At 41.4% G+C, this 14,925-nt stretch carries 6 protein-coding genes and 1 pseudogene; 2 read left to right on the top strand and 5 right to left on the bottom strand.

Translation table 11 applies throughout. The annotated features are described in order from the left end of the window. Positions 1–1,527: 1,527 nt before the first annotated feature. On the top strand, positions 1,528–1,857 hold the full coding sequence (locus ACWGXJ_RS26595) for a helix-turn-helix domain-containing protein (protein WP_452568175.1): 330 nt from the start codon (positions 1,528–1,530) through the stop codon (positions 1,855–1,857). Positions 1,858–2,299: 442 nt separating this feature from the next. Here ACWGXJ_RS26595 and ACWGXJ_RS26590 read toward each other — a convergent pair whose 3' ends face one another. The 3 genes from ACWGXJ_RS26590 to ACWGXJ_RS26580 form a co-directional block, all read right to left on the bottom strand. Then, on the bottom strand, positions 2,300–2,959 hold the full coding sequence (locus ACWGXJ_RS26590; protein ID WP_452568174.1) for a hypothetical protein: 660 nt from the start codon (positions 2,957–2,959) through the stop codon (positions 2,300–2,302). 16 nt (positions 2,960–2,975) lie between these two features. Further along, entirely contained in the window at positions 2,976–8,435 is a 5,460-nt protein-coding gene (locus tag ACWGXJ_RS26585) for a polymorphic toxin-type HINT domain-containing protein (protein WP_452568173.1), read from the bottom strand. Between the two features lie 72 nt (positions 8,436–8,507). After that, complete coding sequence (locus tag ACWGXJ_RS26580; RefSeq protein ID WP_452568172.1) at positions 8,508–11,747, bottom strand: hypothetical protein; 3,240 nt, start codon at positions 11,745–11,747, stop codon at positions 8,508–8,510. A 334-nt stretch (positions 11,748–12,081) separates the two neighbouring features. On the opposite strand from ACWGXJ_RS26580, the pseudogene ACWGXJ_RS26575 reads away from it, so the two are divergent. Then, positions 12,082–12,619 (top strand): annotated as a pseudogene (locus ACWGXJ_RS26575) (XRE family transcriptional regulator). Positions 12,620–13,294: 675 nt separating this feature from the next. Here ACWGXJ_RS26575 and ACWGXJ_RS26570 read toward each other — a convergent pair. After that, positions 13,295–13,624, bottom strand: a complete 330-nt coding sequence (locus ACWGXJ_RS26570; RefSeq protein ID WP_452568171.1) for a hypothetical protein — start codon at positions 13,622–13,624, stop codon at positions 13,295–13,297. Then, on the bottom strand, positions 13,625–14,884 hold the full coding sequence (locus ACWGXJ_RS26565) for a WXG100 family type VII secretion target (RefSeq protein WP_452568170.1): 1,260 nt from the start codon (positions 14,882–14,884) through the stop codon (positions 13,625–13,627). Positions 14,885–14,925: the final 41 nt, after the last annotated feature.

Genomic DNA, 14,925 nt, shown 5'->3' with positions numbered 1-14,925 from the left:
TTGTTAAACACCTCCTCAAATTAGCATAGAAAATTATCTTTGAATTAGCAATTCATAAACTTTTCAATTGATATTGGGTCGGAGCCATTATACTACGTCTCCAAATGTATGCACACCTATACGCTAAATATAGTTTCATCTGATTAATGGTAGGGCACAAGGGAAATAGCGTTGAGTAATATTTAACAAAAAGTAATGACTCCAATATATCTTATGGTCTACTAAAAGTTAGCAGTTTATTTTTGACTAAGTCTTATTCTTATAATCTAAAGACTTCTTGAAATTTTGAGAACCTTTCGGAGTATCGTCTCTAGGAATTTCATCCTCGTTGCATAAGCGGGTTCCCTTGTTTACTTCTGTGAGCTATTGCGCTCACATGGAATAGATTATCTTTTCTTTTCTTTATTATGAAAAATGAAGACCTGCGTTGATGTTGCGACAATCAGTACAAGACAAGTTCTTGTCCCTCAACATTAGGTAGTCGGATCATTCTATTTTATTATTATTCATACAATAAAAACCATTGATCTTGAAGTTCAAGATCAATGGTTTGAAAATTAAGCCGATCTTTGCTGTTACCCGTTGACACCGTGATTGAAAGGAACAATGGTTGAAGATGGAGAAGAAACCGAAATCAAAATACTAAGAGATGTCATCAGCATCAATGTAACTACTAACGTTTTTCTCATATGAATGCACTCCCTGTATAAGTTCATTGTAACTGCTGTTTCCAAATAATTCAGTATATAATTTATTGCGATATTATATCGTTGCTGATTTATGTTATAGAAAGCAAGCTGATTCAGCAATTTCACATAATACATACGATTTCCAAGGTCTTCGAAGCTGGAAAAGGTCTCAAGCAAATTAGAAAGATAATAATCCTCGTCTATATTCCACATTTTCTTGTATAAACGAATTGTACTCCTTCAATATTTCCATATTCCCTGATAATAAGTCTACGGCGTATCCATTTGCCACTGCCAATTCTTTAAAACGTTCTATTTTCTTGTATATCCTCGTCCGTAGCATTTTCATACCATCCTAAATCAGCATATTTATCTATATAAATCTCTTGCTCGGACAAAATGACTTTGCTTCTGAAAAACAATGGATTTAGCCAGATATCTATATCCAAAATAAAAAAACAAGTGGACGTTTTAGCATCTGATTTAGAGGAATAACTTCTCCCCATTTTTGTCTGTCTATTGTTATAACTGTGTTCTGCTAAAATTAAAATGTAATCAGCGACGTGATTTGCTTCCGTCCAATTATTTTGTCTATAGCTTCAATGTATACACGTGTTCAGACAACAAATAAATTTCGTCCTCTGTTTTAAAACGATTTTCCATCACTAAACCTCCAGAAAGATATAATTCACTATAATGGAGCCTTTTTAGGTACAACCATCAAAAATAGGCCTACCTCCTATTTACAAAGGTCATTTTCGAGAAAATCCAATCACAAAACTATAATTGGTTAAAACATAATTTCTTTTGAAGATATTTAAGAGGAGTAGATAACTATATGCAAACGATTGCCGAACAAATTGGTGCAATAATAAGAACCCTAAGAAAAGAAAAGGGATTAACACAGCAAAGCCTCGCTGATGAAATTGACTCATCGTTCTCATATATTGGTAGGGTTGAACGCGGTGAGAGCAACGTAACTATAGAAACCATTATAAAAATTGCTGCTGCTCTAAATATAGGATTTTTCGAATTAATGAGCTTAGGTGGAAAACAGGACAATGAGACTATATTAGCTTTACATGCTCTTCTCTTAAATAAAAGTGAGAAAGAGCATAGAAAAGCCCTGAACATCTTGAAGGAAGTATTTGACGAAGATAAGTTTTAGTACAATTGACAACCTCACATTACTATAGGCTACCAATTGTTATATAATGTCCCTGAATCATTGTTGGACTGTTTTTACCGGTTTTGCGCCATCTGGCCATTACTTAGGTGACCATTAAGCAATGTAACTAGAGGTTGAGTCGGCTTACTAGATGAATCCGCTTAAGTGGCGCGTCATACTAAATGTGTTAGAAAACGAACATAATAAAAAACAGGTCAATTATGGTGTTATCTGACAATAATGAACCTGTTAGATGTAACGTTATAGCATTACGTAGGTTATAAAATCCAAGCATTTATGTGCGTACAGGATATTAGGGGAATATCCTACGGGGGTGATGATGGTTTAAGTTCTTTTGGGTCATGCGGCTTGGTTCATTTGGTACTGGGTGGGTAAAGAAAAACCTTGAGGATTACCGTCCCCAAGGTCATTGAACATTAAATTAGCTAATAAATACGTTTGACTTAAGTCCTAAATCGGGACTTATTTTGATATAAACTGCTCCCTGTTCATCTAAAAAGAAAGCCTTCCAATCATAATTCTCTTTTTGATCCAAATAAATCGAAATCTCAACACAACTACTTCTTATTTTAGTTAAATTATTCAAGTGAATATCGTCCCATTTCGAAATTAAATTCTCAAATAGGTAATGATAATTTTCTTCACTGCATCCTACAGTTATTTTTTGTATCTTTTTTCTCATTGATTCTAAGTCTAATTCTTCAAAGTAAATCCCACTAGACAAAAACCAATGTAATGCAATATCCGAATGATTAACATTAGTTATATATTCTTTATCATCTTCAAAGTCATAATCAAATTCATTCCATAATTTCATTAAGCTAGACTTGGAAAAGATTATTTGTTTTGCATCTCTATACTGCTCACTTACTGGTAATAACAGCAAATAATCTTCTAAATTTTTAATACAGTACAAATACTCTATCCCTGATAAACCGAAATTTAGTTTAAATTGAAGAACACCATCTACGGAAGTTACTAAACTATAAGCATAACCCTTATAAATCATCTGTGAATCTACCTTTAGGGTTACTATTTTATCTGTACCTTCTCCGGTTATTTCATAGATTAAATCATCCATTCTACCCCTCCTGATTTTATGGAATATCATTCAATGAAGGAAGTCCATTTGCTTTTGAAAATCTCGCCCAGTCACTACCAGGAATAAATACCCTGTGAATGATTGAATTATCCGATGGTCTAACAGTAATATGGTAAACTCCACCTTTACCATTCATACTACCAGTTAATAAATATTCTTCCCTTCCATCTGCACGTACTAATGCCGGTTTTTGTGAAAGAATTTGTTTATCAAAAGATGTCGGGAAGTTATGAGCTGTAGGGTCCTTTTTCATCTTATCTAATACTGACTGGCTATACGAAGGGAGACAATCATTTCCTATATTGTGAACCCAAATGCCCAAATCACTTACAAAGTAAGTATGGAAATCAGCAACAGTAAAATTGTAAACCTTAACTTTTTCATCGTGCTTAATAATGTTGATTTTATCAATCGTTAAGGTATTTCCGTTACTCTGTTGTAGCTTATCGCCCAACCGCAAGTCAGCCGCTAGTACCCAACCTTTATCTTCAACCCAAAACGGATGATTGTCAGTTGTCTCAATGATTTGATTACCCACCGACAACTTATAGGTGGTATCCTTCTCATTGCGATGAAGGGCGGTAACTTCCTTATATGCTTGCTCGCCAGTCTCTTCATTTTTGGAAAGAACCTCATCTCCGATTTTAATGTCTTCGATATTTTTCTTTCCTTCGTCTGTTTGAACCTTCGTGCCTGCTGTGAAACAATTACATTTCCCTGATTTGCTATACTTCCCTCTACCAGCAGACTTCCCTCTACCAGCAGACTTCCCAGCAGTATCACCAATCATTCCCATCGCAGCTATGGCAAGGACTTCGGCATCTGTCCACTTTTGGTATGCACTTAACAACTGATCTTTAGCCCAATCAGATTTGCCAGAACTATTCTTATATGCACTGGTTCCCGTTAACAGATCGTATAAGTAATTGTACTGGTTTGCTCCTCCATAAATGGACACAAAATCGTAGCGTTTTCGTATGAAATCCTTGTATACCTGATAATTCTGATTCTTCTTGCTGGAACTCGATTTAAGTCTGGCTTCATTTAGTAATATTCTAAGCTCTTGATAATCTCTGGTTTCAAAAAAATGTCCACTCGGATCCACATAGAATAGCGGATTATTAGCTGCATACGCATACCAGTTCAAGCTTTGCGGATTATTCATCTCGCCCTGATACGTATCCTCGCCCATAAAACGGGCTGTGCCTGGATCATACCAGCGAGCCCGCAGGTACTGGAGTCCGGTCGTATCGTCCCAATACTCGCCAGCATAGCGCAGCACGTTCGGAACGGTCTCTTTGACCTTCTCCGGGCCGCCCCAGATATCGTAGCTGTAGCTATTCAATTCCTTGCCCGAACTATCACTTAGGCCTACTACATCACCGTGACCGTTGAGCTGATAATATTGCAACTGCCCGCTTACCTTGTCTTGTCTGGCCCACAGTTGACCGGACAAGTCATACACGTAAGCGTAAGTGATCTTGGCTGTTCCACCTTGGACCTCGGCTTCCGCAATCAGCTTCGCTTCTTCGTCATAGTAATACCGAGTCGTTTTGCCGCCCTCTGTACGCTCGTACAGTAGACCGTCTCCGTTATAGCTGTACCCGACCTCTTTGCCTTCACCGGTCACCTTTGTCAGACGGCTGACAGAATCATACGTATATTCAGCATTTTTCATGCCGAACACTTTGCCACTGCTTTCAGCGCTTCGGTTTCCATTCGGATCGTAGCCATAGGTCTTATTTTTTTCACCAGCGGCTTCGCTGGCAATCCGATTTGACGGGTCATATCCAAACTGGTCTGTTGTTCCGTTTTGTGTACGTCCGATGATGTTTTTATTCCCATCCCGTTCATAACCAAATTGGTGTAGCGCCGTACCGCCTTGCTCCACCGTAACCCCGGATAAATCCAGTCCGTTATAGCTGAATCGTGTACTCAGTCCTCTGCTCGAAGACTGACCTTTTAGCAAACCATTAGGAGCATAATCAAACGTCATGCTATCTAGTGATCCGCCCGCAGCAGCACTCGCTTCTCCCAAACTCTGTACATTTGCCACACCGGTCCCAGCGCTAATGTCCATTTGGGTAACTCGGCCCACACTGTCCAGCTTGGATTGAACGTGCATAGACGTGCCAGCAGCATCTGTTAGCACATAGCCTGTACGAGACTGCTTGTTGTATTCATAGCTGATGTGCGTACCATCAGGGTACTTCAGCCCAGTCAACGACCCATCTGATGGATCATAGGCATAGGTGGTCGTTCCCTGACCATCTGTCATGCTTTTTCTTCGTCCTGCGCTGTCATAGGTATAATTGGTTTTAAAATCGGGACCTGCCGCTTCGGTAACTAATCCGTCAGTGTTATATTGAAAGGTAATGGCATCCGATTTTCCTGTCAACATACGGGAGATAGTTCCATCCGTATCGTAAATATTTAACGTAGTTCCTCCGCTTGATTTCTCAAGTAACGTACGTCTGCCCAACTCATCATATGAATACACATTCTTTTGCCCATCTGGAAACTGAACGGTCTTCAAATTTCCGGCTAGATCATACGCATAGCTGACCTGCTGTCCGGATGGATCAGTGACCGAGGTCATTTGTCCCAAAGCATCGTAATCATAGAGCGTGCGTTGACCATTACCGTCTGTACGGCTAGTGACCATACCCGCATAATTATAAGCTAACGATTCCAGCGGCTGAAATGATCCATTTTTAGCTTCTTGTGTGGAAGTCACACGACCTAAAGCATCTGATACTTCACGCACACGATAACCGGACACATCCGTCTGAGTGACAGTACGATCCACCGCGTTATACGTCACGGTATCTGTTGTGCCATCCGCATAGGTCGTCTTCACAGGTCGTCCAAAGGCATCATAGGCATAGCGAGTGGTTGCTTGTTCGGCATCCGTGCTTTCTACCAAATCCCCATTCTCATCATAACTATAACCATAGATTGCATCACCCACTTGCTGCTGGAGCATCTGCCCGAACGGATTATACAATCTTTCAACGCTTACACCATCGGGTCCGGTGACAGTGACATCATTCGTATCATCCTTGTACACCACGACGGTTTGAGTTCCATCTGGATAAGTAACCTTTGTTACACGTCCCAAAGAATCATATACATAGGACTCTGTTTTGCGCTTGGCATCTGTTTGGGACTTGATTTCTCCAGTCGGATAGTAGTCATACGTGTACTCAACACCTTTAGGCAAAAGCTGCCTTGTTGGGAGCTGTGATCCATATGGCGATTTATAATCAATAGAAACATCTGTATAGTTTCTGTCATCTATGAGAACTTTCTGACCACTTACATTCCCTTTTGCATTGTAAAAAGTATAGGTATGTGATAAAAGTTTCCCTTGCTCTGTACCATCATAGTTTTTTAGTTCATACAATGCGCCCTCTGCTTTATAAGTTCGAACTGTCGTTCCAGTTTTTCCTTCACTTATTTTAGTAACCGTCTGGGTAGGTTGAACCCAGAAAAAAGGCTCACTAGAGGTTTTATACGTATGAGCAGTCTCCAATCCAGTACTTTGGGATACTTTTAGTGGAAGACCATATTCATTGTAGTCATAGGAGGTGGTTACAGGTTCTGACGAAGAACCTCCTTCCGTATAGGACTCTTCCATTTGCACAGGCAAATTCCAATCCATGGCCTCATTATAGGTGTAGTTTATATGATAGCCGGTAGAATCACCCTCTTGATCATAGCGGTTAAGAACAAGCTTGTCTGGTGTGTTATCTCCTCTAAAGACTTTACCAAAATGGAAGGTTTCTGTTGTACGTGTTCCTTTGGCAACAGCCGTCCATTCAGCACTTTTTCCATAACTGGCTAGATCTTCTCCGGAATACGCGAAATCAATTTTATTTAAAAAACGATTGCCTGCAGTTGTACTGTACATATCAGCGCGTGAAACCACCTTGAACACGCCTTGTGTTCCATACACGCCAATTTGCTTGTTAAATGCTTCATAACGAATGTCTGTGATCGATGAAGTAGGTCGTACAATTCGTGTAAGCAACGCGGTTTCATTGGGCTGCAGGGCTCCAGTCTTTCCTTCACCATCTACGACCACATTAAAAGGAGCATCCATGAATGTATACGTATAGCTTGTGCTTCGGGAAAGAGAATCCAGTACTTCTGACAGCACCTTGCTGCTTCCCTCACTACTTTGACGATAGGTATACTGATGGTCCGTGCCCTGCTCTTTAACAACAAGCTGTCCAGCATTGTAAGTGAAGTCAAGCTCTCTACCATCACTGTTTCGAATCGAATGAATGAGCTTAGCTTCACCAGCAGTTGTATAATCAAACTCCACCCGATTCTTATACGCATCCTGGATTAAAATCAAATAACCGTCCTGATCGAGATAATAGTCATTTCCATTCAGCACTGCTATTTTGTGTGCACTGCTTACTCCCTGCACACTTGCGCTTTGATCTGTACTGATCTTCAGATCTTTGTATGCATATCCTTCAAGCTGCAAATCATCTCTCAGTTCATAGGAGCCTGTTCCCGGAATATACAAATACCGTTTACCATCCTGTTTCTGCATATGAGGAAGATCCCATTTCCAGCCTCTCCCTAGACCAGAAGCTGCTTCTTCCTCGCGGATGGCACTTATGTTTGTATACAACCTTTCATTTTGCTGCACACCAATCTGATTATTTGCCAATGAACTGTTATACACACGAGCCAATGCAAAGGGCAATGACCCCGGCAGTACCAAGTCCGTATTTTGAACAACGAGCTGTCCTGAAGCGGTAGACACACTGTTGTCACTATAATCCATTCCATAACGCGATGTATCATCACTTAACCTGCTTTGTGCAAGCGCCGCCTGATCAAAAGGAGCATACACATCTGTTGTAGCAGATACCTGCAACAAACTTTGTTTAAGTAAATCCTTCCCGATCAGTCCGTTTTCTCCTGGAGTCGGAGCATATACGGAATCATTTACTCGGGGTATAGATGGGATATCCATCTCAGTCGTGTCTGGCGCCGACGCTTTACCCTCTTCCTTATCTAGTGGATGTTGAGTTGCCTTTTCATCCTGGGTGGCCTGAGTGGGCTTTTCACCATCCTTCAGCGCAGCCGACTCATCAGACGGCTCCACCTTTGCATTTGTGCTCAATGTCAGTCCATTCTGCTGTACCCACAAGTTTGGACTTTGTTCTGGTAGTGAATTTTCTCCACCATCTTTTTGCCATGCTTTATAAATATCATATAAAGTATAACCTTTGGATAACTGTGCATTGACCCAAGCCTGGTCCTTACCAGTTTGCTGCGCAAGCCATGCTCTGGTAATAATCTGTGGAGTGGAAGACGAAGAAGACTGAGAAGCTGCCGCCTCTCCGTGCCCTTCTTCTCCATATGCCCATGTGCTCCATGGACCCAGCAACATTGCCATACATAGTAGACTACAAATATAACGTTTAAACACTCGCTCACCCCTATTTAATAATGCCTGTACATCTAACTATCTGTTATGTTTTTTCGAAACAAAGACATCCTTTTAATCTGTAAAAGGAAATACCTTTTTCGTCCGTCTAATGACGTTTCCGTTTAAGTCATAATCCAGTTGAATTTGATCACCAGTGAACAAAATAACTTTATTCAATCGGTTCCCTTTTCCATATTCATATGAAGTATCCTTACCAAGCACCATATGTGCTGCCTTAATTACGGTTTGTAATGCGCCGCTATTGGTTTCTGTCAGCTTCACATAAACCGTTTGTCCTGCCTTCATCTCGTACTCTAAAACTGTGTAATCCCAACCATATATTTGGTTTTGCTCTGATGAGGAGACAAGCTGATTACTAAAATCAGAGTCCGTAAACAAGCTTACAATGGGTTGCTGCGCAGCAAAGTTGGATTTCTCCTTCACCGCAAAACGGTAAATCCCGTCTTCTTTGGGTGTAAAACGATATTTTCCTTGCTGACCTGCCGTAAAGTCAGCTTCTTTATCTATGAGCTCAATTAGCTCGTCCAGCTTGCTGTCATCGTTATTTTTTACAGCAAACACACGATAAGGCGCTCCAAAGTTAACAGCAGGAGCAGCTGCAGCTACGGCAAGATGAATATTTGCATTAGCTGGCACTTGCTGCTGAGTATCTGTCGCCTCTTTATGTTCACGAATCACTTTTCCACCCTGATCCGTAACGATATATTGATACGTTCCACCAGCCGCCTTCGCATTCGTCACGATAGGGGCCTCCTGACTTCCGCGATTGATCCATATCTCCTGCTTGCCACTGAATAGAGTTGTTTTTAACAACGCTGGTTCTGTGCTTGGCTCCGCCTTAATTTCATTCTTGAAATGAAAGGTCACAGCTTGCGGCGAAGTGACAGTCACAACGAGCGTACCTCCTGCTCCAAGTGAGATTTCAGGTAGAGAAGCATCCATACCTGCTCTATCCACCTTGGAATTTACACCGCTACCTTCTCCATATATGGCATAGTCATAGAAGCGGCTTTCGTTTGAAGCGTCTGTCGTTAATGAGGAAGCCTGTGAGCCGGTATTCACAAATACGTAGCTCTCTCCCTGCTTGACAGTGACTTGATTGCCTGTCGGCACCTGAGCATCCTCAACGTCGAATATTCCTAACACAGCTCCATAAGTCACTGGTACATCCGAAACCGTCGTTACAATGGCATAACCTCCAGCTTGTACTAATGGCAATTGAGTCGTATCATTCGCTTGGCTGTACACTGTCCCGTCTGCCTTGTAATTCATGTAATTCCACTTCATACCGCTGACTGAAATGACGTCTAGGGCCTTGTCTAGAGTGCTTACATTTATAAATTTCCGACTTTCACCGCGTTTCAATGTAATTCGATGGAAGGCTGCCTGCCCACTAAGCAAAGCCTCCACCTTATTGCTATAGGTAAAGGTAATTGGCCGATCTGATACATTGGTGACAATGGCTTTACCGCCAGCGACAATCTCTGGGTCCACTGTATTGTTGAAATGATCTGATGTCAGTAATCGAAGTACTTTATAACTTGCAGCATCAAAGTGTGCATTGCCACTGCTTTTGTCATGCCGCAATGAATTCGATTGACTATCATGATTACGGAACTCATACGAATCCCCCGGCTGCAGCGTCGTTTGCCCGATACCATTATCATCTTCGCTGGCCTTAAAGCTCCGATAGATACCACCAAACGTGATTGGCGTGTCACTGGTTACCGTCACACTGGCCTTTTTACCTGCACCAACCAAAAAGGTTGAGTTCCCAGTATTGCGCCTGGATTGCTCTGTATCATCTGCTTTATACAGGACCACATCAAATTTTCCTTTAACGGTTTTGGCTGTGCTGTGCAGATTCCTCAAATGATCACTAACATTGGTAAAAGCATAACTTTCACCTTTCGAAAGTGTTACCCGCAAGAAAGCAGGATGGCTACTCGTTTCCCAGGAAAAATCATCTGTATAGTCAAAGATAATAGGACTCGGACCGATCACAGTCACAATGGCATATCCCGAAGGCGGGATCATGGGACCAGACTGGCTGTTAAAACCAGAGGAATTTACCGTTCCATCCGGCTTGTAAATAGCATAGTCGAACAAGCTTCCTACCTTTTTGGAGTTATTGTAGATCGGATTCATTAGCGTACCATTATTGTGGAAAATGTAGCTCTTGCCTACCTCAAGCTCCACACGGCTGATTGCATCACCACCCACAGGACGAGCAATAAAATTGCGATATGGAGCCCCGTATGTAACCGGATTTGCAGTGACCTGGGTTATTACCGCGTATCTGTCCACAGCAATCTGCGGCTTCGCCGTAGTGCCACTGCCGCGTGAAGCCTCTGTTCCGTTTGCCAGATAAACAACATAGTCAAGTTTATCTTTAGATGTACCGTCACTTTCCACCGTATCCAATCGGGTTCCCACATTGATAAATTGGTAGCTTTCCCCCTGATTTAGGGTAACCCGCGCATAAGCCGGCTCGCCGGTGCTTTCTATACTGTATTTGCCGTATGGAAATCCGAAGGTCACCGCATTGGCAGTGGAACCTGTAATAATCAGTTCCTCGCCATCACCCAAAGAGGGATGAGCAATGCTATTAAGATCAGATGCGGATAAAGTTCCGTCTGCCTTGTATTTTGCGTAATCAAAACGGCGATTGTCTGCATTTGACCCATCATGCTGAATCGAACGGGCAGTCCATCCTTCATTCACAATCCGATAGCTTTCATTTTTAGAGACCGTAACTCGCTCTAGTGCCGGGTCCTCCGATGTACTGTAGGTGAAGACGTCCGTTACTTTTACGGTTAATGCTGCTGTTCCTGTATTCGTAATAAACGCTGTGCCTCCCCCAGGAACACCAATGGGGCTAATGCCGTAGTCCATATGGACAGTGCTGATGTCTCCGTCCTCTTTGTAACTTACACTATCGTACAGAATGCCTTTAGATTGAGAAGCGTTGCTGTATATAGATTTGCTAACTGTATCTGTATTCTGAAATTCATAACTTTCTCCAGGATCAATTATGATCGACGTATACTCTACCGCTGCCAAACTCATCATGAGTGCGTTATAAACGCTGTTTGTTGCAGAAGGTGGCGGATCAAAAGAAACTGTTTCATTAGTGAGCTCCTGTTCCTTCTGCGCCAAATCTGCTTGATCCAGTTGCATTCCGTCCTTTAAATCTTGTTTTTCTGCTCCTGCCACACTAGGCAAGCTCAGCAAAGTGTTCGTTGCCAAAAGTGCCGTCAGAAACCATACCATTACCTTTTTACAAATCATCTAGCTGTATAACCTCCCTTTCTCTCATCAAAAAAGTTGCATGTTGGGCTACAAAAACCCACTTTCCTCTCTACACATCCTTACAATTGTAATAAAAGATCGTATTACCTCCATTTCCATAAAAAATGTCACACTTTAATATATCGAAACCTTAAGCTTCCATTTTAATAGGCCAAATGGACCTTATTTTCCATAAACCGGTTAAGCCATGGGATTAAAAGAAAATCAGGAGAAGAGTCACTTGCAAAGCCCTTTCCGGGTATAGTAGTATGTGGAAAAAAATCGGAGGGTATAGCCTAAACAACAAGACAAACATTTCATTTAGGCGTGGTCTCTGATCAATCGCAAATATTTGGGAAAAGGTGTGCGCGTCAAACGTTTCGCAAACTAACTCCCTATCAAGTACGCAATCGCGTTTTGCTTGCCGTTTTGATGGTCAATGACATTAAACTGTCCCAACTTGCCGAGGAGCTTTCGATTTCCTCCCGTAACGTCAGCGCGTGGGTATATGAAGGTCGTATTCCCGGCAACACTAATCTGGAAAAGACGTGTAGTACACTTGGTTATCTGCATCATATTCTATTTAATGTAGAGGTTGTCCGGCGTTCACCACTCATCTGTTAACAGTCGCCGTCCCGTTTATGAAACGGACTATGACTCGTTCTCCGGTTAAGAATCGGATCTTGGCTAGTCTATGCATGGTACATGATATTTCGGTAACTGATGTAAGTGATATTGGCGTTCACCCTGGTGGATTTTGGGAATGGTTACATCAGGGTACCGTTCCTTCGCAAACTTTCCAGGATCAGGCGGAACAGTTTTTCCGGATTCCAAAATCCACTTTCTTTGCTGGTACCATGCTGAAAAAGTAAAAATGTCCGTTAAACGAAAAAGTGTACTTCTCATTTGAAAGGAATGTACTACCATCTTTCATTCACTGAGATTTTCACATCATGAATTTACAGAATACAAAACCAAAAAAAAGCACAGTTTTCCGATTCCTAGGCGTACTGTGCTTTTTTTGATAACAAAATCCTAAAAGCTTCTTGCTTATACTTTGTCAGCTTCTTAAGAAAAAGTGCTTGCCACTTCAGTTAAACGTCCGGCTTCTTCCTTAATTGCTTCAGCTTTTTCAACAACGGGTTGCCCCGCGTCCAAAGTATTCGTCTATGATAAGCTGTATTCCTCGTACAGCTTATCATAGACGACTGTGTTCTCAGGATCAGATTGAAGCTCTCGTACCGTACAAGTGCTATATGACGTACTGCTTCGACGATATCGTCATAACTCCCAGCTTAAGTTCCCGCAGCTACTGCCACGAATATAGCCGCACCTAATCAGGAGTTTGAGTGGAAGCTGCCACCTTTTGAAGTAGTCTGCAATAATAGAAGCAAACATACTGTCAAATGTATTTACAGGAAATAATTACCATCAATCAGCAGTTCAGACATAAACATTCCTTCCGTTTGGAGTCTGGTCGTCATTTCAGCCATTTTCATGTAGCTTGAGATTAAGCCACACCTGCACAACCAGAATCCAAACTATCACTACCCTATAAAAACAACTGCCTCCTTACGCTGAAACGCGCTAGGCAATTTTTCTATGAGTGTTATCACTCGTTCAACGAGCTTATTTTTGTGATCCTCCTCTAAATTTTTTTCTGCCCAATTCTGAAGTTGTTGAAGCTCATATAAAATAATAGGTAGGTCTTCCTCCTCAACATCAACCCCTGTTGAAAATAAATCTATCCATTGTAATCCTAAAGATTCAATAGCTGGTTGCCAACAATCATTAAAAAATGATTCCGACGCAACGGGAAGAAAAAAACTTTTTTCGAACTCATTCTGTGGTTCGAGTATTATAACGCTAACTGACATTTATTTTCCTCCTCCAAACTGAACGCTGAATTTATAATCTGGAAACTCTTTTTTGAGCTGATTTAGGCTGTTCTCGGCAGCTTTTCTCAACTCAGGTGTATCACCATCTAGTCTAAATACAAATTCTCGAATATCTTTAATACTATCGAGATGGGGAATATCAGATGAACTATTTTTCGTTGCTCTTGTACTAAATGCATTATTTTCTAGTTCATTGATTCGATTTCGAGTCTTTTTTAATAATTGTTTATCCGTAAATTCTTGGGGCGTTTGAGCAGGTAAACCTGTCTTAGGATTTACTTTATCTAATCCTTTTGCAGATTTATCTTCGTAGAATATTTTCTTTTTCAAATCAATTTCATCGAATTCTCCTATAGATTCACCTTTTTTATTGACAATCTCCACTTCTTTTGGATTTTCAATCGTAGAAGGTGAATGACTTGTCACTTCATGATGTAAGGAGGAACTTGAAGGCTTTGAACTATTACCTCCACCTTCCCCTTTTGCCATTTGCCACAGTTCCGCTGTTTTTTCTCCTATCCCATTTGCACTTTTAACCGTGGTTGTAGCTCCATGCGCTGTCAAAGCCGCTGATCCAATTAATCCTGGTACTCCGATTATGCTCCCTACTCCTGTAGATGAAACAGCAACTGATAATCCTTCTCCACCTGTTCCAACGATTACCTCACCAGCGCCCTGCAATGTAGTAGCTACGTGACCGAGAATTTCACCTACTTTAGCAGCCATAGGATGATCATAGTTACGGTCTTTGTCAGGCAGCATCCCCAAGGTTAAATCTTCCTGAATAGCTCCTTTTGCTCCCTGAACAGTATCCCATAAAATTTCTCCTTGAAGCTTACTAGCTTCCATCTGGGCTTCAGCCTTGGTGATCTCAGCTTGTCCAATCTGTTCAAAAATCTTATGTAACCAACCTTCACCGCTCGATGCCTTTTTGATAGGTGCACCATTTCCCAGCGCATCCAGTACGACTTTTTCTCCATCTACCTGTGTAAAGTTTTTTGAAATAAAAATAAGTTCTTGTGCTGCTGTTGATAGTCGCTCAAGCGTCATACTCATAGATTGTCGAGAAACCTGAAATTCCTGAAAAAATCTCTCTTGGGTAGCTCCAGACCAGCCTCGTTGGACAAAATCAATTCGTCCACTCAAGAAATTCAGCATACGCTCCATTTCATGCTTTCCTTGTAAGAACTGATCAGCAACTTCCATCAGTTTGTCAGGTGGAACTAATATTCTCCCCATTTCTACCACGCCCACTTTAATTTTGATGGAAATAATCTTAT

The sequence above is a fragment of the Paenibacillus sp. S33 genome (genome assembly GCF_053615415.1).
This window is presented reverse-complemented; position numbering and strand designations above follow the sequence as displayed.